Origin of the sequence: Enterobacter sp. HG048, assembly GCF_024702055.1 — a bacterium.
Lineage (GTDB): Bacteria > Pseudomonadota > Gammaproteobacteria > Enterobacterales > Enterobacteriaceae > Enterobacter > Enterobacter dykesii.
Genome location: NZ_JANLIZ010000008.1, coordinates 121761 through 142710, shown reverse-complemented (window position 1 = coordinate 142710; position 20950 = coordinate 121761). Strand labels below are relative to the sequence as shown.

General features: G+C 56.0%; 18 protein-coding genes. 10 read left to right on the top strand and 8 right to left on the bottom strand.

Going from position 1 to position 20950, the window contains the following annotated elements:
- Positions 1-3: 3 nt before the first annotated feature.
- The 4 genes from aaeA (at position 4) to NUX24_RS11945 (ending at position 4772) form a co-directional block, all read left to right on the top strand.
- Positions 4-936: a p-hydroxybenzoic acid efflux pump subunit AaeA gene (gene aaeA, locus NUX24_RS11960; protein WP_047650974.1), complete on the top strand. Its 933-nt coding sequence runs from the start codon at positions 4-6 to the stop codon at positions 934-936.
- 5 nt (positions 937-941) lie between these two features.
- Positions 942-2909 carry a p-hydroxybenzoic acid efflux pump subunit AaeB gene (gene aaeB / locus NUX24_RS11955; protein ID WP_047650955.1) on the top strand — a complete coding sequence of 656 codons (1968 nt, stop codon included), beginning with the start codon at positions 942-944 and terminating at the stop codon, positions 2907-2909.
- A 90-nt stretch (positions 2910-2999) separates the two neighbouring features.
- Positions 3000-4454: an NAD-dependent succinate-semialdehyde dehydrogenase gene (locus NUX24_RS11950; RefSeq protein WP_257831700.1), complete on the top strand. Its 1455-nt coding sequence runs from the start codon at positions 3000-3002 to the stop codon at positions 4452-4454.
- A 45-nt stretch (positions 4455-4499) separates the two neighbouring features.
- Complete coding sequence (locus NUX24_RS11945; protein ID WP_008502839.1) at positions 4500-4772, top strand: barstar family protein; 273 nt, start codon at positions 4500-4502, stop codon at positions 4770-4772.
- Between the two features lie 64 nt (positions 4773-4836).
- Here the strand turns inward: NUX24_RS11945 and yhcN (NUX24_RS11940) are convergent, their stop codons facing one another.
- The 3 genes from yhcN (NUX24_RS11940) to argR form a co-directional block, all read right to left on the bottom strand.
- On the bottom strand, positions 4837-5103 hold the full coding sequence (gene yhcN, locus NUX24_RS11940; RefSeq protein ID WP_032659672.1) for a peroxide/acid stress response protein YhcN: 267 nt from the start codon (positions 5101-5103) through the stop codon (positions 4837-4839).
- 110 nt (positions 5104-5213) lie between these two features.
- A complete protein-coding gene (yhcN, locus tag NUX24_RS11935) occupies positions 5214-5477 on the bottom strand; it encodes a peroxide/acid stress response protein YhcN (RefSeq protein ID WP_023309389.1) in 264 nt (87 codons plus the stop codon).
- Between the two features lie 375 nt (positions 5478-5852).
- A complete protein-coding gene (gene argR, locus NUX24_RS11930) occupies positions 5853-6323 on the bottom strand; it encodes a transcriptional regulator ArgR (protein WP_023309388.1) in 471 nt (156 codons plus the stop codon).
- A gap of 397 nt (positions 6324-6720) precedes the next feature.
- Between argR and mdh the strand changes: the two genes are divergently transcribed.
- A complete protein-coding gene (gene mdh, locus NUX24_RS11925; protein ID WP_023309387.1) occupies positions 6721-7659 on the top strand; it encodes a malate dehydrogenase in 939 nt (312 codons plus the stop codon).
- A 57-nt stretch (positions 7660-7716) separates the two neighbouring features.
- Here mdh and degS read toward each other — a convergent pair whose 3' ends face one another.
- From degS to zapG, 3 genes are all read right to left on the bottom strand, one after another.
- Positions 7717-8784 carry an outer membrane-stress sensor serine endopeptidase DegS gene (gene degS / locus NUX24_RS11920; protein ID WP_023309386.1) on the bottom strand — a complete coding sequence of 356 codons (1068 nt, stop codon included), beginning with the start codon at positions 8782-8784 and terminating at the stop codon, positions 7717-7719.
- Between the two features lie 91 nt (positions 8785-8875).
- Positions 8876-10243, bottom strand: coding sequence for a serine endoprotease DegQ (gene degQ, locus NUX24_RS11915; RefSeq protein ID WP_214576882.1), 1368 nt, complete (start codon positions 10241-10243; stop codon positions 8876-8878).
- Between the two features lie 171 nt (positions 10244-10414).
- A complete protein-coding gene (gene zapG / locus NUX24_RS11910; RefSeq protein WP_008502832.1) occupies positions 10415-10813 on the bottom strand; it encodes a Z-ring associated protein ZapG in 399 nt (132 codons plus the stop codon).
- A 189-nt stretch (positions 10814-11002) separates the two neighbouring features.
- On the opposite strand from zapG, the gene zapE reads away from it, so the two are divergent.
- From zapE to sspB, 5 genes are all read left to right on the top strand, one after another.
- Positions 11003-12127: a cell division protein ZapE gene (zapE, locus tag NUX24_RS11905; protein ID WP_257831693.1), complete on the top strand. Its 1125-nt coding sequence runs from the start codon at positions 11003-11005 to the stop codon at positions 12125-12127.
- 289 nt (positions 12128-12416) lie between these two features.
- The gene (gene rplM, locus NUX24_RS11900) at positions 12417-12845 is read left to right on the top strand and encodes a 50S ribosomal protein L13 (RefSeq protein ID WP_257831691.1); all 429 of its coding nucleotides are present in this window, start codon (positions 12417-12419) and stop codon (positions 12843-12845) included.
- A gap of 15 nt (positions 12846-12860) precedes the next feature.
- Positions 12861-13253 carry a 30S ribosomal protein S9 gene (gene rpsI / locus NUX24_RS11895; RefSeq protein ID WP_003860436.1) on the top strand — a complete coding sequence of 131 codons (393 nt, stop codon included), beginning with the start codon at positions 12861-12863 and terminating at the stop codon, positions 13251-13253.
- A 308-nt stretch (positions 13254-13561) separates the two neighbouring features.
- Entirely contained in the window at positions 13562-14200 is a 639-nt protein-coding gene (gene sspA, locus NUX24_RS11890; RefSeq protein ID WP_014885418.1) for a stringent starvation protein SspA, read from the top strand.
- A 5-nt stretch (positions 14201-14205) separates the two neighbouring features.
- On the top strand, positions 14206-14703 hold the full coding sequence (gene sspB, locus NUX24_RS11885; protein ID WP_024906337.1) for a ClpXP protease specificity-enhancing factor: 498 nt from the start codon (positions 14206-14208) through the stop codon (positions 14701-14703).
- A 27-nt stretch (positions 14704-14730) separates the two neighbouring features.
- On the opposite strand, the gene gltD is transcribed toward sspB, so the two are convergent.
- On the bottom strand, positions 14731-16149 hold the full coding sequence (gene gltD / locus NUX24_RS11880) for a glutamate synthase subunit GltD (protein WP_029740079.1): 1419 nt from the start codon (positions 16147-16149) through the stop codon (positions 14731-14733).
- A 9-nt stretch (positions 16150-16158) separates the two neighbouring features.
- The gene (gltB, locus tag NUX24_RS11875; protein WP_214576885.1) at positions 16159-20619 is read right to left on the bottom strand and encodes a glutamate synthase large subunit; all 4461 of its coding nucleotides are present in this window, start codon (positions 20617-20619) and stop codon (positions 16159-16161) included.
- Between the last annotated feature and the right edge of the window lie 331 nt (positions 20620-20950).

The window sequence follows — 20950 nt, the reverse complement described above, 5'->3', positions numbered from 1 at the left end:
GATGTGAAAACGCTAACAAGAAATATCTCCCGCACTGCCATCACCATGGCGCTGGTTATCCTCGCCTTCATCGCTATTTTCCGCGCCTGGGTTTATTACACCGAATCGCCGTGGACGCGTGATGCACGCTTCAGCGCCGATGTGGTGGCCATCGCCCCCGACGTAGCCGGTCTTATCACGGCGGTTAACGTCCACGATAACCAGCTGGTGAAAAAAGATCAGGTCCTGTTCACCATCGACCAGCCTCGTTACCAGAAAGCGCTGGAAGAGGCGGAAGCGGACGTGGCCTATTATCAGGCGCTCGCTGCGGAGAAACGCCGCGAGGCAGGCCGCCGTAATCAGCTGGGCGTTCAGGCAATGTCCCGCGAAGAGATTGACCAGTCCAACAACGTGCTGCAAACCGTGCTGCACCAGCTGGCGAAAGCGCAGGCAACGCGCGATCTGGCGAAGCTCGATCTCGAGCGCACCGTGATCCGCGCGCCGTCCGATGGCTGGGTCACCAACCTCAACGTCTATGCCGGGGAATTCATTACCCGTGGCTCAACCGCCGTGGCGCTGGTTAAACAGAACTCCTTCTACGTGCTCGCCTATATGGAAGAGACCAAGCTGGAAGGCGTGCGTCCGGGTTATCGGGCGGAAATCACGCCGCTCGGCAGCAACCGCGTCTTTAAAGGCACCGTCGACAGCGTTGCTGCAGGGGTGACTAACTCCAGCAGTTCTAACGATGCCAAAGGGATGGCGACGGTCGATTCCAACCTGGAGTGGGTGCGTCTGGCCCAGCGCGTGCCGGTACGTATTCATCTGGATGAACAGCAGGGAAATCTGTGGCCTGCGGGTACCACGGCGACGGTGGTTATCACCGGTGAAAAGGACCGGGATGCCAGCCAGGACTCGTTCTTCCGTAAAATTGCCCATCGCCTGCGCGAGTTTGGTTAATCGCCATGGGTATCTTTTCCATCGCCAGCCAGCACATTCGCTTCGCCGTGAAGCTGGCGTGCGCCATCGTGCTGGCGCTGTTTGTTGGCTTCCACTTCCAGCTTGAAACCCCTCGCTGGGCAGTGCTGACGGCTGCGATTGTCGCGGCGGGTCCTGCCTTTGCCGCGGGCGGGGAACCCTATTCAGGCGCGATCCGCTATCGCGGGATGCTGCGTATTATCGGAACGTTTATCGGCTGCTTCGCGGCGCTGACCATTATTATTTTGATGATCCGCACCCCGCTGCTGATGCTGATGGTCTGCTGCATCTGGGCGGGTTTCTGCACCTGGATCTCGTCTCTGGTGAAAGTGGAGAACTCCTACGCCTGGGGACTGGCGGGCTATACCGCGCTGATTATTATCATCACCATCCAGTCCGAGCCGCTGCTGGCCCCGCAGTTTGCGGTGGAGCGATGCAGTGAAATTGTTATTGGTATTGTCAGCGCGATCGTCGCTGACCTGCTTTTCTCCCCGCGCTCCATCAAGCAGGAAGTCGACCGTGAGCTTGACGCGCTGATCGTTGCCCAGTATCAGCTGATGCAGCTGTGCATTAAGCATGGCGACAGCGAAGAGGTGGATAAAGCCTGGAGCGGGCTGGTACGTCGTACGCAGGCGCTGGAAGGGATGCGCAGCAACCTTAATATGGAGTCGTCGCGCTGGGCCCGAGCGAATCGACGCCTTAAAGCCCTCAACACCGTCTCTCTGACGCTGATTACCCAGGCCTGTGAAACCTATCTGATTCAGAACACCCGGCCGGAAGTGGTCACCGATACGTTCCGCGAACTGTTTGCCGAGCCGGTGGAAACCGTGCAGGACGTGCATAAGCAGCTTAAGCGCATGCGCCGGGTGATTGCCTGGACCGGGGAGCGCGACACGCCGGTGACCATCTACACCTGGGTCGGCGCCGCGACGCGCTATCTGCTGCTGAAGCGCGGCGTGATCGGTAACACCAAAATCAGCGCGGCGGAAGAAGAGGTGCTGCAGGGGGAAGTGGTGATCAAAGCGGAATCCGCCGAGCGCCATCACGCGATGGTTAACTTCTGGCGTACGACGCTTGCCTGCATGCTTGGCACGCTGTTCTGGCTGTGGACGGGCTGGACGTCCGGCAGCGGCGCGATGGTGATGATTGCCGTCGTGACCGCACTGGCGATGCGTCTGCCTAACCCGCGTATGGTCGCCATTGATTTCCTTTACGGCACGATTGCCGCGTTGCCGATAGGCGCGCTCTATTTCCTGGTCATCATCCCGTCGACGCAACAGAGCATGCTGCTGCTCTGTATTAGCCTGGCGGTCATGGCGTTCTTTATCGGCATTGAAGTGCAAAAGCGGCGCCTGGGATCGCTGGGGGCGCTGGCGAGTACGATTAACATCATCGTGCTCGATAACCCGATGACCTTTCATTTCAGCCAGTTCCTCGACAGTGCGTTAGGTCAGCTGGTGGGCTGTTTCCTGGCCATGATGGTGATACTGCTGGTGCGGGATAACTCGCAGGCAAGAACGGGCCGCGTGCTGCTGAACCAGTTTGTGTCGGCTGCCGTGTCGTCTTTAACAACCAATACCGCGCGCCGTAAAGAGAACCACCTGCCCGCGCTCTACCAGCAGCTGTTTTTGCTGCTGAACAAGTTCCCGGGCGATATCGCGAAGTTCCGCCTGGCGTTAACCATGATCATTGCGCACCAGCGTTTGCGTAACGCGCCCGTGCCGATCAACGACGATCTGTCGGCATACCACCGCCAGCTGCGTCGTACCGCCGATCACGTGCTTTCTGCCAGCAGCGATGACAAACGGCGTCGCTACTTTACGCAGCTTCTTGAAGAGCTCGATACTTATCAGGAAAAGCTCAAGCACTGGGAGGCACCGCCTCAGGTGACCGAGCCGGTAGGACGGCTGGTGTTTATGCTGCATCGCTACCAGAATGCCCTCACGGATAACTGACTGAAGTAAAAAAACCGACGCCAAAAGCGTCGGTTTTTTTGTGGCTATACTTATTCCAGCACGTTCTTACATTTCAGAAAGGGAGAACACATGACGACCCAGGCGCTTCAGGACCACATCCTTTTTCAGACCGGTTATCTGGTCAACGGAATCTGGAAAACGCTGGATACAACCTTTGATGTGCTGAATCCCGCGACCGGCGAGGTCATTGCTAAAGTCGCAAAAGCGGGTAAAGCGCAAACCGAAGACGCTATCGCAGCGGCTACCCAGGCCTTCCCGGCATGGCGTGCCAAAACCGCGAAAGAGCGCTCGGCGATTCTCTACCGCTGGTACGAACTGATTATTGAGAATAAAAGCTGGCTCGGGCGGTTGATGACCACCGAACAGGGCAAACCCCTGAAAGAAGCGGAGGGAGAAGTCGAGTACGCCGCCAGCTTTATCCAGTGGTTTGCCGAAGAGGCCAAACGGGCGAATGGTGAAATTATTCCGCCGATCAAACCCGGCTCACGCATTCTGGCGACCCGTGAACCCATTGGTGTGGTCGCGGCGATTACGCCGTGGAACTTCCCGATGGCCATGCTCACCCGCAAGTTAGGCCCGGCGCTCGCGGCCGGATGCACCGGGGTCATTAAACCGGCCAATAACACGCCGCTCAGCGCCTTTGCGCTGCTTACGCTGGCGAAACAGGCCGGAGTGCCCGACGGTGTTCTCAACGCCGTGGCCGGGAATACGCATGAAATCAGCGATGCGATCATGGCAAGCCGCGACGTGCGTAAAATCTCCTTTACCGGCTCAACCTCCGTCGGCAAAACGCTGGTGCGTAACGCCGCGGAAACCATGAAAAAAGTCTCGATGGAGCTGGGGGGAAATGCCCCGTATATCGTTTTTGAGGATGCGGATATCGACGCAGCGGTTAAGGGCGCGATCGCCAACAAGTTCCGCAATGCCGGGCAGGTCTGCGTCAGCGTGAACCGTTTTTATATTCAGGAAACCGTCTACGACAGATTTGTGAATAAACTTGCCGATGCGGTGAATGCGCTGAAGGTGGGTAATGGTCTTGAAGACGGGGTCGTGGTCGGGCCGCTGATTGAACCTTCTGCGGTCAACAAGGTGCGTGAGCATGTCGACGATGCCGTTGCCCGGGGCGCAACCGTACTGGCAGGAGGTAAGCCTCATCCGCTTGGCGGGAATTTCTGGATGCCAACCGTACTGGGCGACTGCCATGAGGGCATGAAGCTGGCAGAAGAAGAGACGTTTGGCCCGGTGGCGGCGTGCTTCCGGTTCACCTCGGAAGATGAAGTCATCCAGCGCGCCAACAACACGCCCTATGGGCTGGCGGCTTACTTCTACACCCAGAATCTCTCACGGGTCTTCCGCGTTTCACAGGCCATCGAGAGCGGGATGATCGGCATCAACGAGTGCGCCGTCTCCACGGAGCTCGGCCCCTTTGGCGGCGTAAAAGAGTCAGGCCTTGGACGAGAGGGCTCCGTGCTGGGGCTGGAAGAGTATCTGGAAGTTAAAACCCTGCATATTGGGGGATTATAATAGACAGGGCGGCATCTGCCGCTCGCCTGGACTGGGTGGCTGGCAATGAAAACCTATACGTTTGATTTTGACGAGATCGACAGTCAGGAAGACTTCTACCGTGAATTTATCCGGGTGTTTGATCTTGAGCGGGAAAGCGTGACGAATCTGGATACGCTGTGGGACGTGGTCACCGGCAGTCTGTTGCCGCTACCGCTGGAAATTGAGTTCATCCATTTGCCAGATAAGCTGCGAAGACGTTTTGGTGCGCTGATCTTGCTGTTCGATGAAGCGGAAGAAGAGCTTGAAGGGCAGCTGCGCTTTAACGCGCGGCATTGAATGAAAAAAAAAGCCCCTGACCATGAGGCCAGGGGCAAGTCGTATGATGAGATACGACGAGGGTTTATTTATACAGCTCTGCCGTTGCATGCCAGTGGTCACCCTGATTCAGTTCGGTGACGCGATAGCTGCTGGCGCCTGCTTTTTCAGCTTTGGCGGCAAGTTCATGACGAATATCCATCGGTGAACCGGTGACAGACGTTACGGAGACGCTGCCCATACGCTGTAGATTTTGTGCCTGGTCGGCATTTACCTGCTGTACCGCTGCGCTCGCGCCGAAAGAGAGAACGGATGCCAGACCGAGGGTTGCGATGATCAATTTGGTTTTCATAGTCTTTACTCCTGAATAGGGTTTTTACTCAACGGCGAGAAGGGTTGAACCGCTATTTTTATGCCTGGTGCCGTTGAGTGGAGATTTACGTTTTCAGCTATTACTAAAACTTATTTGTACAGCTCAGCGGTGGCGTGCCAGTGGTCACCGGAACGCGCTTCGATGATGCGATAGGATGACGCACCCTGTTCTTCCGCTTTTTTGTTCAGCATCTCATGCATGTCCATTGGCGATGTGCCGACCGCGCCGACAGAAACCGTACCGATGGCCTGGCGGGATTGCGCCTGGTCAGCATTGATAGAGTCTGCTGCGAAAGCACCGAATGACAGGACGGACAGGACGCTGAGCGCCGCTACAGTTGATTTGATTTTCATGATTCTTACCTCGTCGAATTTTTTAGTGGGGTCTTGTTTCGTGACCCTCATCACAAAATCAAGTATACACTAATAACGGTAAAAATTAATACCAGACTAATGGTTTCCTTTGTTATTACGTATTAAGTAGTCTATTTTTTATAACCAAATTGCATAATATTGGGCGTTTTTTGTTCAATGTGGATAGCTATATCTAATTAAATCATATGGATATCAGCTTTTGATTTTTTGTGCGATTTTTTGATTTAGCATTCACCAGATCAATGTTAATGGGTGGTAAAAAGCACTATTTGTCAAAGTGAAGGGCAGTACAAAAGAGGGGAGAACGCAGCGGAAGCAGAACGATCCCCGCAGCGACGCTACGGGGAGAGGGGATTAGAGTTCCTGCTCGAACAGTACCAGAATGGCTTCGTGGAGATCTTTCACGGAGAAACCGCTAGCCGGTGTGGTAAAGATAGTGTCATCGCCAGCGATAGTCCCGAGAATACCTTCCGTTTTACCCAGCGAGTCCAGCATGCGGGCAATCAGCTGCGCGGCACCCGGGCTTGTGTGGATCACCACGACGGCGTCGTTATGATCGATATCCAGAACCAGGTTTTTGAGCGGGCTGGAGGTGGTCGGCACGCCAAGTTCTGCCGGCAGGCAATAGACCATCTCCATCTTGGCGTTACGCGTACGCACCGCGCCAAATTTCGTTAACATGCGGGAGACTTTCGACTGATTGATGTTATCGAAGCCTTGTTCCTGCAGCGCCTGAACAATTTCTCCCTGAGAACTGAATTTCTCTTCTTTGAGTAGCGCCTTAAACGCCTTTACTAATTCTTCTTGCTTAGACGAGCTTCGCATAAGTCACCCGGAATATGACGATAGAAACAACATTATTATGCATGTGGATGAATTTTTATGCAAATTATCTACTCAGCGCCAGGCTGAAATAATGTTATGAAAGGGAGTGATTTTATCAGATTTCGTTATCAGAAAACATGCCTGGGTCACGCCGCGCAAATAAGCTTAAAAGTAAATTAAATGTTATCAAAATGATGTTGTTTTGGTGGCGGGGCAGGGTGTATTGTAACCACCTCTTAATGCGTTGCCCTCTGTCGTCAGATAGTCTTCTGGTGAGAGATAAAGTCGCGTGACCTCAAATTCTTTAGCTACGAAAATTGTAATTATTTACTTGCTGAATTATGGTCGCCGCAACGGATTTACAGATACTTAAGTTAACCATAATAAGGAGTTTAGGATGAAAGTCGCAGTCCTCGGCGCTGCTGGTGGTATCGGCCAGGCGCTTGCCCTACTACTGAAAACCCAACTGCCTTCAGGCTCAGAACTCTCCCTGTACGATATTGCTCCGGTAACCCCAGGCGTGGCGGTTGACCTGAGCCACATCCCAACTGCTGTAAAAATCAAAGGCTTCTCCGGTGAAGATGCACGTCCTGCGCTGCAGGGTGCCGACGTGGTGCTGATTTCTGCAGGCGTGGCGCGTAAGCCAGGCATGGATCGTTCAGACCTGTTCAACGTCAACGCGGGCATCGTGAAAAACCTGGTGCAGCAGATTGCAGAAATCTGCCCGAAAGCATGCATCGGTATCATCACTAACCCGGTGAACACCACCGTGGCTATCGCGGCAGAAGTGCTGAAGAAAGCGGGTGTTTACGACAAAAACAAACTGTTCGGCGTAACCACGCTGGATATCATCCGTTCCAACACCTTTGTTGCTGAGCTGAAAGGCAAACAGCCAACAGAAGTGGAAGTACCGGTCATCGGCGGTCACTCTGGCGTCACCATCCTGCCTCTGCTGTCGCAGATCCCAGGCGTGAGCTTCACCGAGCAGGAAGTGGCTGACCTGACCAAACGCATCCAGAACGCGGGCACCGAAGTGGTGGAAGCGAAGGCGGGTGGCGGTTCTGCAACCCTGTCTATGGGCCAGGCGGCTGCACGTTTCGGTCTGTCACTGGTTCGCGCTCTGCAGGGCGAGAAAGGCGTTGTTGAATGCGCTTACGTTGAAGGCGATGGCGAACACGCTCGCTTCTTCTCTCAGCCGCTGCTGCTGGGTAAAAACGGTATCGAAGAGCGTAAATCTATTGGTACGCTGAGCGCGTTTGAACAACACGCGATGGAAGGCATGCTGGATACGCTGAAGAAAGATATCACCCTGGGCGAAGAGTTCGTTAACAAGTAATACGAACCGTCTCCAGGTAAAAAAAACGGAGCTTATCGCTCCGTTTTTTTATGCCTGTCAGTTAGTGGCCGGGTATTCCTGAATCGTCACGTGCAGCGTCAGTTTCTTATCGTTGCGCATGACCTCAACCGGGATGATAGAACCCGGGCGAATTTCTGCCACCTGATCCATCGTCTCCAGCGCAGAGACCGCTGGCGTGCCGTTGACCGACACAATGACATCGTTTACCTGAATCCCCGCGTTGGCCGCCGGACCACCCGGTGCCACCTCGTTAACCACGATGCCCTGAATCTGATCGATACCGCCGCCCTGGGTATGCATCGGCGCAATTTCGCGCCCGCCGATACCGATATAGCCGCGGATCACGCGTCCGTCGCGGATCAGCTTATCCATAATTTTGGTCGCCAGCTGGAACGGAATAGCGAAGCCGATCCCTTCTGGCGTCTCACCGTCGTTACTCTTATCGAATGAGAGGGTATTGATACCCATCAGCTCGCCCAGCGAGTTGACCAGCGCCCCGCCGGAGTTACCGTGGTTGATGGAGGCATCGGTTTGCAGGAAGTTCTGCCGCCCGGAGGGGTTCAAACCAATACGACCGGTCGCGCTGATAATCCCCTGGGTGATGGTCTGGCCCAGGTTGTAAGGGTTACCGATAGCCAGTACGACGTCACCAATATGCGGGGTACGTTTACGGTTGATCGGGATGACCGGCAAGCCGCCCGTGGCGTTAATCTTCAGGACGGCCAGGTCGGTCAGGCTGTCAGAGCCAACGAGTAACGCCTCAAACACGCGGCCATCCTGCAGGGCGACGATGATCTGGTCGGCATCGTTAATCACGTGCTTGTTGGTAATAATGTAGCCGCGCTCGTCCATGATCACGCCGGAGCCGAGGGTACGGATCTCCAGCTGATTATGGGCTGAGGTATTCAGGCCGCGGTTATAGACGTTAACCACGGCAGGTGCGGCACGGCGAACGGCCTGGTTATAGGTGGCCGGCGTTTCATCCGTGCTATCGAACTGGGGAGCCGACAGTTTATTGAACTGACGTAAAGACGGCAGCGCCAGCAGCAGCAGGCCAGCGACAATCAAACCGATGACAGTAGAACGTAAGAGCTTTAAAAGCATGATGCGCGTGTCGTTAAAAAAGGAACGATTTGCAGCATAACATGAGTTATCCGGACATCACACGCAGCGGTGATGTCCGGGTCGCAAATGCTTAGCGCAACAGAATATAGATGGACTCATTGCCACGCATGACCTGCAGGGCAATAACCGCCGGTTTAGTTTCCAGCACCTTGCGCAGTTCGGCAATAGACTGCACGCGGTTGCGGTTTACACCGATAATCACGTCATCCTGATGCAATCCGGCCTGTGCGGCAGGGCTGCTCTTCTCGACGGTGTCGATGCTAATGCCTTTCGTACCGTCCTTCAGCTGCCCGTCGCTCAACGTCGCCCCCTGCAGCGCCGGGGCGATAAGCTCCGCACTGGCCGAGGATGAGGTGCTCTTATCCAGCGTCACTTCAACGTCAAGCGGCTTGCCGTCACGTATCAGGCCCAGCTTCACTTTGGCGCCAGGTTCCGTCGTGGCAATCCGTGAACGCAGTTCTGCAAAGCTGTTCAGCGGTTTGTCGTTCAGGCTGACGATCACATCCCCCGATTTTACGCCCGCTTTTGCCGAGCCGGAGTTTGGCAGCACTTCACTGACAAACGCCCCACGCTGTACGTTGATATTGAACGCTTTTGCGATATCCGCGCTCATCTCCATACCTTTAATACCCAGCAGCCCGCGTTTGATTTCACCGAACTGGATCAGCTGCTGCGCCAGGGTTTTGGCCATATTGCTGGGGATAGCAAAACCGATCCCGATGCTGCCGCCGCCCGGGGCCAGAATCGCCGTGTTAATCCCAATCAGCTCACCGTTAAGATTGAGCAATGCCCCGCCGGAGTTACCACGGTTGATGGAGGCATCGGTCTGGATAAAGTTTTCCAGCCCTTCCAGATTGAGGCCGCTGCGCCCGAGCGCCGAGACGATCCCGGAGGTGGCGGTCTGCCCTAAACCAAAGGGGTTGCCCACGGCGACGGCAAAATCGCCGACGCGCAGTTTGTCGGAGTCCGCGATGGCAATCTGGGTCAGATTGCTCGGGTTTTGCACCTGCAGCAGCGCGATGTCGCTCTGGTCATCGCCGCCGATCAGTTTGGCATCAAATTCACGGCCATCGTTCAGCTGGACGCTGATCTTATCGGCCTGGCTGATGACGTGGTTATTGGTCAGGATATAGCCTTTTGCTGCATCAATAATGACGCCAGAACCCAGGCCTTCAAAAGGCTGAGCCTGCTGGTCGGGAGACTCATCGCCAAAATATTTTTTCAGTTCTTCAGGGACGCGTTGGCTTTGTACTGCGGTGCCCTCAACCTGAACGCTGACGACCGCCGGCAACACTTTTTCCAGCACAGGCGCGAGGCTTGGAATGGCCGCCTGGCCAGGCACCTGGGAGGGTAGGGCGGCAAATACAGGGACGGACGCCGAGAGAGATAACCCGACACTTAACGCGATAGCGCTCAACAGCTGGTTTTTTTTCTTCATCGATGTTGACTCTCGTAACCTGGAATAAAGGAAAAACGGCCCTAAAAACACGTTGATGTTATTGAATTTTAAACCGCTGAACAATGAGGTGTTTAACTAAATGATAGCTGGGGTCATCAGGAAAGGACGGGCGCAATCGCTGCGCCCGTAAAATAAATTCTGGTTGTGCGATTAATCGCGTTTTACACCGCCGCGCAGCAGGCCGGACGCGCCATCGGAATAGTCGCGAGGCATCTGAACGGGCGCCTGATCGTTACCGGCTTCAGAGTCTGCCAGACGGTTGCGGAACGGGTTGGTTTCCGCGGTCATTTCCGGCAGCAGGCTGCTGGAGCTTTTTGCCATATGTTGATACAGCTGACGATAGTCGGTCGCCATGTTGTCCAGCAGCTCGGCGCTACGGGCAAAATGGCTGACCAGCTCTTCACGATACTCTTCCAGTTCAGCTTTGTTCTTTTCCAGTTCGTACTGCAGTGACTGCTGCTGACGCAATTTGCGATTACCGAAACGCATGGCCACAGCACCGATGACGATGCCGACGACTAAACCGATTAGCGCATATTCCCAGGTCATGAACTTCTCCCGTTGTCTTGTTGTTCCGTAGGGTGTTGGCTCGGCTCCTGCCTGTGCCTGATAATGCCACTATAACCGCTATTTCTGCAGAAGTGGAATCCTGACGTATCATCGCGTAGTGTAGAACGGCCTTTTTTTCATCAGTCACGTCTGCTGGTGAGCGTTAATTGAAGGAATAACAATAAGATTATGCAAAACCTGTCCCCTGCATCGCGTTATCAACTGGCCCTTAACGAGGGCACTCATCAGCCTGACGACGTTCAACGTGAGGCGGTAAACCGTCTGGAGATGATTTACCAGGAGCTCACGGCAAAACCCGCTGAAGTCGAACAGAACGGCGGGCTAAAGGCGGCGTTTGGGCGGTTGCTCGGTAAAAAAGCGCCACAGGCTCACGCGCCGGTGCGCGGTTTATATATGTGGGGCGGGGTCGGTCGTGGAAAAACCTGGCTGATGGACCTGTTTTATCTGAGCCTGCCTGGCGCACGTAAACAGCGTCTGCACTTCCATCGTTTTATGCTGCGGGTGCATGAAGAGCTGACCGCACTGCAGGGCAAAAGCGATCCGCTGGAGATTGTGGCCGACCGGTTCAAGGCGGAAACGGACGTACTCTGTTTCGATGAGTTTTTTGTGTCTGACATCACCGATGCCATGCTGTTAGGGGGCCTGATGAAAGCGCTATTTGCCCGCGGGATCACGCTGGTGGCCACGTCGAATATCCCGCCGGACGAGCTGTACCGCAACGGCCTGCAGCGGGCACGCTTCCTGCCCGCCATCGATGCCATCAAGCAGCACTGCGACATCATGAACGTCGATGCAGGTGTCGATTATCGTCTGCGCACGCTGACCCAGGCGCACCTGTGGCTTTCGCCGTTAAATGCAGAGACCACCCGCGAGATGGATGCACTCTGGCTGGCGCTGGCGGGAGCAAAACGCGAGCACGCTCCGGAACTTGAGATTAACCATCGCCCGCTGCCCACACTCGGCGTCGAAAACCAAACGCTGGCGGTCTCCTTTACGACGCTCTGCGTGGATGCCCGCAGCCAGCACGACTATATTGCGCTTTCGCGTCTGTTCCACACCGTGATGGTGCTGGGCGTGCCGGTGATGACGCGGCTGATGGAGAGCGAAGCACGGCGCTTTATTGCGCTGGTGGACGAGTTTTATGAGCGGCACGTCAAGCTGGTGGTCAGCGCCGAGGTACCTTTATATGAGATTTACCAGGGCGAGCGGCTGAAGTTTGAGTTCCAGCGCTGCCTGTCGCGCCTGCAGGAGATGCAGAGCGAGGAATATCTGAAGCTGGAGCATATGCCATAAATGCCACCCTCTCCCTGTGGGAGAGGGGCTGGGGGGGAGGGCACCAGACCGCACACTACTCACCCCCGAAAAACCCATTCCAAATCACATTTAAGGGTCGATCTTTGACCTCAACTTCTCTATAATCTTGCGACCCCACGTTACGAGAAGGTTTTTTTCCCGAAACTTTCTATGTGTCGGCATGTGCTATTCGAAGGGGTAGGTTTGCCGGACTTTGTCGTGTGAACCTCAACTGACTAAACGTTTGGGTGTTCACCAACGTGTAACTTATTATTTGGGTAAGCTTTTAATGAAAACTTTTACAGCTAAACCAGAAACCGTACAGCGCGACTGGTATGTTGTTGACGCGACCGGTAAAACTCTGGGCCGTCTGGCTACTGAACTGGCTCGTCGCCTGCGCGGTAAGCATAAAGCGGAATACACTCCGCACGTTGATACCGGTGATTACATCATCGTTCTGAACGCTGATAAAGTTGCTGTAACCGGCAACAAGCGTACTGACAAAATGTACTACCACCACACCGGCCACATCGGTGGTATCAAAGAAGCGACCTTTGAAGAGATGATTGCCCGCCGTCCTGAGCGTGTGATTGAAATCGCGGTTAAAGGCATGCTGCCAAAAGGCCCGCTGGGTCGTGCTATGTACCGTAAACTGAAAGTTTACGCGGGTAACGAGCACAACCACGCGGCACAGCAACCGCAAGTTCTTGACATCTAATCGGGATTATAGGCAATGGCTGAAAATCAATACTACGGCACTGGTCGCCGCAAAAGTTCCGCAGCTCGCGTTTTCATCAAACCGGGCAGTGGTAAAATCGTAATCAACCAGCGTTCTCTGGAACAATACTTCGGTCGCGAAACTGCCCGCATGGTAGTTCGCCAGCCGCTGGAACTGGTTGACATGGTAGAAAAACTGGATCTGTACATCACCGTTAAAGGTGGTGGTATCTCCGGTCAGGCAGGTGCGATCCGTCACGGTATCACCCGCGCTCTGATGGAGTACGACGAATCCCTGCGTTCTGAACTGCGTAAAGCTGGCTTCGTTACTCGTGACGCGCGTCAGGTTGAACGTAAGAAAGTGGGTCTGCGTAAAGCACGTCGTCGTCCACAGTTCTCCAAACGTTAATCCATTCTGCTTACGCAGAACGATTGGCGAAAAACCCGCTTCGGCGGGTTTTTTTATGGATAATGCGCAGGTTATCCACAATATCCATGCATATATCTTCTCTTTTTCCACATTTCCAGAATCCCCTCACCACAAAGCCATCAAAATCTGGTAAACTATCATCCAATTTTCTGCCCAAATATCGGTGAATACTCGATTTTTGTTCGTTTCTTGAACAATGTGTTTTCTCTGGGATGGGCGATACAACATCTGGCTGGCCCCTGTTGGGCTGGTAGCAGTAAAAATTCTGAATATACCTGGAGGTTTTCATGGCTGTCGCTGCCAACAAACGTTCGGTAATGACGCTGTTTTCTGGTCCTACTGACATTTATAGCCATCAGGTTCGTATCGTGCTGGCCGAGAAAGGTGTCAGTTTTGAGATCGAGCATGTGGAAAAGGATAACCCGCCTCAGGATCTGATCGATCTCAACCCGAGCCAAAGCGTACCGACGCTGGTGGATCGCGAGCTGACCCTGTGGGAATCCCGTATCATTATGGAATATCTGGATGAGCGTTTCCCGCATCCGCCACTGATGCCTGTGTACCCTGTCGCGCGTGGTGAAAGCCGCCTGTACATGCAGCGTATCGAAAAAGACTGGTATTCGCTGATGAACGTGATTACCAGCGGTTCCGCTTCTGAAGCTGACGCTGCACGTAAGCAACTGCGTGAAGAGCTGCTGGCAATCGCCCCTGTGTTTGGTCAGAAACCATTCTTCCTGAGCGATGAGTTCAGCCTGGTGGATTGCTACCTGGCACCGCTGCTGTGGCGTCTGCCAACCCTGGGCGTAGAGTTCAGCGGTCCTGGCGCGAAAGAGCTGAAGGGCTATATGACTCGCGTATTTGAACGCGACTCTTTCCTGGCATCTTTAACTGAACCGGAACGTGAAATGCGTCTCGGCCGAGGCTAATGACTGTGGAAATGTCACAACTTACCCCACGCCGTCCTTATCTGCTGCGCGCCTTCTATGAATGGCTGCTGGATAACCAGCTCACGCCGCACCTGGTTGTGGATGTGACGTTGCCGGGCGTGCTGGTTCCAATGGAATACGCGCGTGACGGACAAATCGTACTGAACATCGCGCCGCGCGCGGTGGGCAACCTGGAGCTGGCAAACGATGAAGTGCGCTTCAACGCGCGTTTCGGCGGCGTGCCGCGTCAGGTTTCCGTGCCGCTGGCAGCCGTGCTGGCCATCTACGCGCGTGAAAACGGTGCGGGTACCATGTTCGAGCCGGAAGCGGCGTATGATGAAGATGTTGCCAGCCTGAATGATGACAACGCATCCGACGAGCGCGAAAGCGACACGGTGATGTCACTTATCGATGGCGATAAACCCGATCATCACGACGACAATGATCCTGATGACGATCCGCCTCCGCGCGGTGGTCGTCCGGCTCTTCGCGTCGTGAAATAAAAAACAGGCCCAATCGGGCCTGTTTTTTTACACTTCCAGGTAGTTCAGGATCCCGTCAGCCGCTTTACGACCTTCGGCAATCGCCGTTACCACCAGGTCAGAACCGCGAACGATATCGCCACCGGCGAAGATTTTCGGGTTGCTGGTCTGGAATGCGTTGTCGCTGCCTTCTGGCGCAATCACTCGGCCCTGCGAATCCAGCTCAACGCTGTGCTTCGCCAGCCATTCCATGCTGTGAGGACGGAAACCGAACGCCATCACCACGGCATCGGCCGGGATCACGTGCTCAGAACCGGCTACGATCTCGGCGCGACGACGGCCTTTCGCATCCGGTGCGCCCATCTCAGTGCGCGCCATCTTCACGCCGCTCACTTTACCGTTGGCATTCACTTCAATACCCAGAGGCTGGATGTTGAACTGGAACTCCACGCCCTCTTCACGCGCGTTTTTCACTTCGCGCTTAGAGCCCGGCATGTTCTCTTCGTCACGACGATAGGCGCAGATCACGTGTGCCGCATTCTGACGAATGGAGGTACGCACGCAGTCCATCGCGGTATCACCGCCGCCCAGCACCACCACGCGTTTGCCTTCCATGCTGACGAACGGCTCGTCGGCGGTTTCGCCGTAGCCCATGATCTGCTTGGTGTTGGCAATCAGGAACGGCAGCGCGTCAAACACGCCCGGCGCATCTTCGTTCTCCAGACCGCCGCGCATGGACTGATAGGTGCCCACGCCCAGGAACACGGCGTCGTAATCCTTCAGCAGGTCGTCGAGCTGCACGTCGCGGCCCACTTCCACGTTCAGTTTGAACTCAATGCCCATGCCGGTGAAGATTTCACGGCGACGGGTCATGACCTCTTTTTCCAGCTTGAAGGCCGGGATGCCGAAGGTCAGCAGACCGCCGATTTCCGGATGGCGGTCAAAGACCACCGCCTTCACGCCGTTGCGGGTCAGCACGTCCGCACAGGCCAGGCCCGCCGGGCCCGCGCCGATGATTGCCACGCGCTTGTCGGTTTGCTTCACGCCGGTCATGTCCGGACGCCAGCCCATTTCGAACGCTTTATCGTTGATATAGCGCTCGATGTTGCCGATGGTCACCGCACCGAACTCGTCGTTCAGCGTACAGGAACCTTCACACAGACGGTCCTGAGGGCACACGCGGCCGCACACTTCCGGCAGGGTGTTGGTCTGGTGAGACAGCTCGGCGGCTTCAAAAATACGCCCTTCGTTGGCCAGCTTCAGCCAGTTCGGGATGTAGTTGTGTACCGGGCATTTCCACTCACAGTAAGGGTTACCGCACGACAGGCAGCGGTCTGCCTGTGCTTTGGCCTGGCCTTCTGAAAACGGCTCGTAGATTTCAACAAATTCAATTTTGCGGATCTTCAGCGGTTTCTTTGGCGGATCAACACGCTGCAGGTCGATAAACTGGTATACGTTCTGGCTCATCTGAATTCCTTACTGCGCCTGCACGCGCAGCTCTGCTGCGCTACGACTACGGTGACCCAACAGGGCTTTAACATCGCTGGACTTCGGCTTAACCAGCGCGAATTTCGCAGAGAACGCCGGCCAGTTCGCCAGGATCTCTTCGCCGCGCGAAGAACCGGTATGCTGCACGTGTTCGGTAATCAAACCGCGCAGGTGTTCTTCGTGAATGGCCAGCGTATCAACGTCCAGCACTTCTACCAGCTCCGGGTTCACGCGTTTGCGGAACTCACCGTCTTCATCCAGGACGTAGGCAAAACCGCCCGTCATGCCTGCGCCGAAGTTCACGCCGGTTTTACCCAGAACGCAAACAATCCCGCCCGTCATGTATTCACAACCGTTATCGCCGATGCCTTCCACCACGGTGATAGCACCGGAGTTACGCACCGCAAAACGCTCGCCCGCACGGCCTGCTGCGAACAGACGACCGCCGGTCGCGCCGTACAGGCAGGTGTTACCGATGATGCTGGCTTCATGGCTGCGGAAGGCTGAGCCGACCGGAGGACGCACCGCCAGCAGACCGCCCGCCATGCCTTTACCGACGTAGTCGTTGGCATCGCCGGTCAGATACAGCTCAACACCACCTGCGTTCCATACGCCGAAGCTCTGACCCGCGGTACCGCTGAAGTGCGCGGTAATTGGATCTGCTGCCAGCCCCTGGTCACCGTGCGTCTGCGCGATGTAGCCGGAAAGGGAGGCACCCACGGAACGGTCGGTGTTGCGGATATCAAACCAGAACGTTTTGCTCTGCTTGTCGTCCACGAACGGCTTCGCCTGCTGCAGCAGCTGTGCGTTCAGCACGCCGTTATCAAACGGCGGGTTGTTCTCGGTGCAGTAGACCGCTTTGCCAGGATGAGGCTGCGCGGTTTCCAGCAGCTTGCTCAGCTCCAGCTTCTGCTGCTTGGCCGTGAAGCCTTCCAGCTCTTTCAACAGGTCGGTACGGCCAATCAGGTCCACCAGACGTTTCACGCCCAGCTGCGCCATCAGCTCGCGGGTTTCGCGGGCGATGAACTCAAAGTAGTTGGTCACTTTGAACGGCAGACCGTGATAGTGGTTCTTACGCAGCTTCTCGTCCTGGGTAGCAACGCCGGTTGCGCAGTTGTTCAGGTGGCAAATACGCAGGTATTTACAGCCGAGCGCAACCATTGGGCCGGTACCGAAGCCGAAGCTTTCCGCGCCGAGGATCGCCGCTTTGATGATGTCGAGGCCGGTTTTCAGGCCACCGTCCACCTGCAGGCGGATCTTGTGACGCAGACCGTTAGCCACCAGCGCCTGCTGGGTCTCCACCAGGCCAAGCTCCCACGGGCAGCCCGCGTATTTCACGGAGGAGAGTGGGCTTGCGCCGGTGCCGCCGTCGTAGCCGGCGATGGTGATGAGATCCGCATAGGCTTTCGCCACGCCGGTCGCAATGGTGCCGACGCCCGGTTCGGAAACCAGCTTCACGGAGATCATCGCCTTCGGGTTGACCTGCTTCAGGTCGAAAATCAGCTGCGCCAGGTCCTCGATAGAGTAGATATCATGGTGCGGCGGCGGGGAGATCAGCGTCACGCCCGGCACGGAATAGCGCAGTTTGGCGATGTACGGGGTAACTTTATCACCCGGCAGCTGGCCGCCTTCGCCCGGTTTCGCACCCTGAGCGACTTTAATCTGGATCACGTCGGCGTTGACCAGGTACGCAGGCGTCACGCCAAAGCGACCGGATGCCACCTGCTTGATACGGGACACTTTGTTGGTGCCGTAACGCGCCGGATCTTCACCGCCTTCGCCGGAGTTGGAGTTGCCGCCGATGCTGTTCATGGCTTCCGCCAGCGCTTCGTGGGCTTCCGGGCTCAGCGCGCCGATGGACATCGCCGCGGTATCGAAGCGTTTGAACAGTTCAGATGCCGGCTCAACCTCATCAATGCTGACCGCTTCATCGCCCGGATTGAGGGCAATGAGGTCGCGCAGCGTTGCCGCCGGACGGTTGTTTACCAGCTCAGCGTACTGCTGGTAGTCGCTGTATTCACCGCTCTGTACCGCCTGCTGCAGCGTGCGCACCACGTCCGGGTTGTAGGCGTGGTATTCGCCGCCGTGAACGTATTTCAGCAGACCGCCCTGATCCAGCGGCTTACGTGCCAGCCACGCGCGTTTGGACAGGTTCACCAGATCCTGCTGGAAGTCAGCAAAACCGGCGCCGCCGATGCGGCTGACCACGCCCTGGAAGCAGAGGTTGGCGACCTCGTCATGCAGGCCGACCGCTTCAAACAGCTTCGAACAGCGGTAGGAGGCAATGGTCGAGATGCCCATTTTGGACATGATCTTGTACAGGCCTTTATTGATGCCGTTACGGTAGTTCAGCATCACCGCGCGGTAATCTTTGTCGATCGCGCGGGTATCCACCAGACGGGCCAGCGTTTCGTAGGCCAGGTACGGGTAGATCGCCGTCGCGCCAAAGCCTAACAGCACGGCAAAGTGGTGCGGGTCGCGGGCGCTGGCGGTTTCAACGATGATGTTGGCGTCACAGCGCAGGCTCTTGTCGACCAGACGCGTCTGGATAGCGCCGACCGCCATCGGGGCAGGCACCGGCAGACGGTTTTTCGCGATATTGCGGTCGGACAGCACCAGCAGAACGGTACCGTTACGCACCATCTGTTCGGCTTTGTCACACAGCGCATTCACCGTCTCTTCGAGGCTCGCTTCGGTCACGTCGAAGGTAATATCGAGCGTGTCGGCGCGGTAGTGCTCCTCTTTCATGGTGGTGAGCTGTTTGAAATCGGAGTACAGCAGGATCGGCGATTTAAAGGTCAGACGGTGCGCCTGGCCTTCGGCCTCGCAGAAGACGTTCATCTCGCGACCGATGCTGGTGGCCAGCGACATCACGTGCGCTTCGCGCAGCGGGTCGATCGGCGGGTTGGTCACCTGCGCGAACTGCTGGCGGAAGTAATCGTAAATGATGCGCGGCTGGCTGGAGAGCACGGCAAACGGGGTATCGTCACCCATTGAGCCGACCGCTTCCTGGCCGTTTTCACCAAGCACGCGAATAACGGAGTCCAGCTCTTCTGCGCTGTAGTTAAACTGTTTCTGGAAGCTTGCAAGCGTATCGTCGTCCAGTTCGCGGCGACCCACTTCTTCATCCGATAAATCTTCGAACGGCACCAGGCGACGCACGTTCTTCTCCATCCACTCTTTGTACGGATGGCGGCTTTTCAGATCGTGATCGGTTTCGGCAGAGTGCAGAATGCGCCCGCCGCGGGTGTCGATAACCATCAGTTCGCCCGGGCCGACGCGGCCCTTCTCGACCACTTCGTCAGGCTGGTAATCCCAGATACCGACTTCAGAGGCGCAGGTGATGAGCTTGTCTTTGGTGATGACGTAGCGCGCCGGGCGCAGACCGTTACGGTCCAGGTTACAGGCGGCAAAACGGCCGTCGGACATGACGATGCCCGCCGGGCCGTCCCACGGCTCCATGTGCATGGAGTTGAAGTCGAAGAACGCGCGCAGCTCAGGGTCCATATCCGGGTTGTTCTGCCAGGCCGGTGGCACGAGCAGACGCATGGCGCGCACGATGTCCATCCCGCCCGCCAGCAGCAGTTCCAGCATGTTATCCATGGAGCTGGAGTCAGAGCCGGTTTCGTTCACGAACGGCGCGGCATCGTGCAGGTCAGGGATCAGCGGCGTCTGGAACTTATAGGTACGGGCGCGGGCCCACTGGCGGTTACCGGTGATGGTGTTAATCTCGCCGTTATGCGCCAGGTAGCGGAACGGCTGAGCCAGCGGCCAGCGTGGAACGGTGTTGGTGGAGAAGCGCTGGTGGAACAGGCAAATGGCCGATTCCAGACGCAGGTCCGCCAGGTCCAGGTAGAAGCGCGGCAGGTCAGCCGGCATACACAGACCTTTATAGATGTTCACCAGGTTAGAGAGGCTACAGACGTAGAACTCTTTATCGTCCTGGAGACGTTTTTCAATGCGGCGGCGGGCGATAAACAGACGGCGTTCCATATCACGCGGACGCCAGCCCGCAGGCGCGTTGACGAAAATCTGTTCAATACGAGGCAGCGAGGAGAGGGCGATTTCACCGAGCACCCCTTCGTTAGTTGGCACATCGCGCCAGCCGACAATCGACAGGGTTTCACGCTGAAGTTCTTCTTCGACGATGCGGCGTGAGGCGGCAGCCTTTTCAGGATCCTGGTTCAGGAACAGCATGCCGACAGCGTAGTTTTTGGCTAAACGCCAGCCGCGCTCTTCCGCCACGATGCGGAAGAAACGATCCGGTTTTTGCAGCAGCAGGCCGCAACCGTCGCCGGTTTTACCATCGGCAAGAATAGCGCCACGGTGCTGCATACGGGCCAGTGCGTGAATAGCGGTACGCACTACCTTGTGGCTAGGTTCGCCTTCTATGTGGGCGATCAGGCCGAAACCACAGTTATCCTTCTCAAGGGATTTATCGTACAACATATCAGTGAACCTCCCCAGGCTCGTCGGGCTTCCCACTGAACTTTACCGTGGCGCACAGGCGCAGAAAGAGCATGGCGACGGGGTTTGCGTTTCATACGCGGACCTCGCATTCGCCCTCTTTTTCATCCTTTCGCGCAGGTAAACAAGTTTGAGGACTTGCTTCAGAGGGAATCTCAATTACTGCATAAATATGATGAGCAGGCCGCTCATCCAGAAAGCTTCCAGCGGATTTCCAACTTATCGGGAATTGGTACACAGGTCAAATGGCAATCTTATTTATACAAAAATGTGCTAAAGAGAGTTTATCTTTTTGTTATTAAAAGGTATTTAA

What these genes read in the sequence shown, in the direction of transcription:
- aaeB (WP_047650955.1), top strand. Translation starts at nt 942, where the DNA reads ATGGGTATCTTTTCCATCGCCAGCCAGCACATTCGCTTCGCCGTGAAG.
- NUX24_RS11950 (WP_257831700.1), top strand. Translation starts at nt 3,000, where the DNA reads ATGACGACCCAGGCGCTTCAGGACCACATCCTTTTTCAGACCGGTTAT.
- NUX24_RS11945 (WP_008502839.1), top strand. Translation starts at nt 4,500, where the DNA reads ATGAAAACCTATACGTTTGATTTTGACGAGATCGACAGTCAGGAAGAC.
- yhcN (WP_032659672.1), bottom strand. Translation starts at nt 5,103, where the DNA reads ATGAAAACCAAATTGATCATCGCAACCCTCGGTCTGGCATCCGTTCTC.
- yhcN (WP_023309389.1), bottom strand. Translation starts at nt 5,477, where the DNA reads ATGAAAATCAAATCAACTGTAGCGGCGCTCAGCGTCCTGTCCGTCCTG.
- argR (WP_023309388.1), bottom strand. Translation starts at nt 6,323, where the DNA reads ATGCGAAGCTCGTCTAAGCAAGAAGAATTAGTAAAGGCGTTTAAGGCG.
- mdh (WP_023309387.1), top strand. Translation starts at nt 6,721, where the DNA reads ATGAAAGTCGCAGTCCTCGGCGCTGCTGGTGGTATCGGCCAGGCGCTT.
- degS (WP_023309386.1), bottom strand. Translation starts at nt 8,784, where the DNA reads ATGCTTTTAAAGCTCTTACGTTCTACTGTCATCGGTTTGATTGTCGCT.
- degQ (WP_214576882.1), bottom strand. Translation starts at nt 10,243, where the DNA reads ATGAAGAAAAAAAACCAGCTGTTGAGCGCTATCGCGTTAAGTGTCGGG.
- zapG (WP_008502832.1), bottom strand. Translation starts at nt 10,813, where the DNA reads ATGACCTGGGAATATGCGCTAATCGGTTTAGTCGTCGGCATCGTCATC.
- zapE (WP_257831693.1), top strand. Translation starts at nt 11,003, where the DNA reads ATGCAAAACCTGTCCCCTGCATCGCGTTATCAACTGGCCCTTAACGAG.
- rplM (WP_257831691.1), top strand. Translation starts at nt 12,417, where the DNA reads ATGAAAACTTTTACAGCTAAACCAGAAACCGTACAGCGCGACTGGTAT.
- rpsI (WP_003860436.1), top strand. Translation starts at nt 12,861, where the DNA reads ATGGCTGAAAATCAATACTACGGCACTGGTCGCCGCAAAAGTTCCGCA.
- sspA (WP_014885418.1), top strand. Translation starts at nt 13,562, where the DNA reads ATGGCTGTCGCTGCCAACAAACGTTCGGTAATGACGCTGTTTTCTGGT.
- gltD (WP_029740079.1), bottom strand. Translation starts at nt 16,149, where the DNA reads ATGAGCCAGAACGTATACCAGTTTATCGACCTGCAGCGTGTTGATCCG.
- gltB (WP_214576885.1), bottom strand. Translation starts at nt 20,619, where the DNA reads ATGTTGTACGATAAATCCCTTGAGAAGGATAACTGTGGTTTCGGCCTG.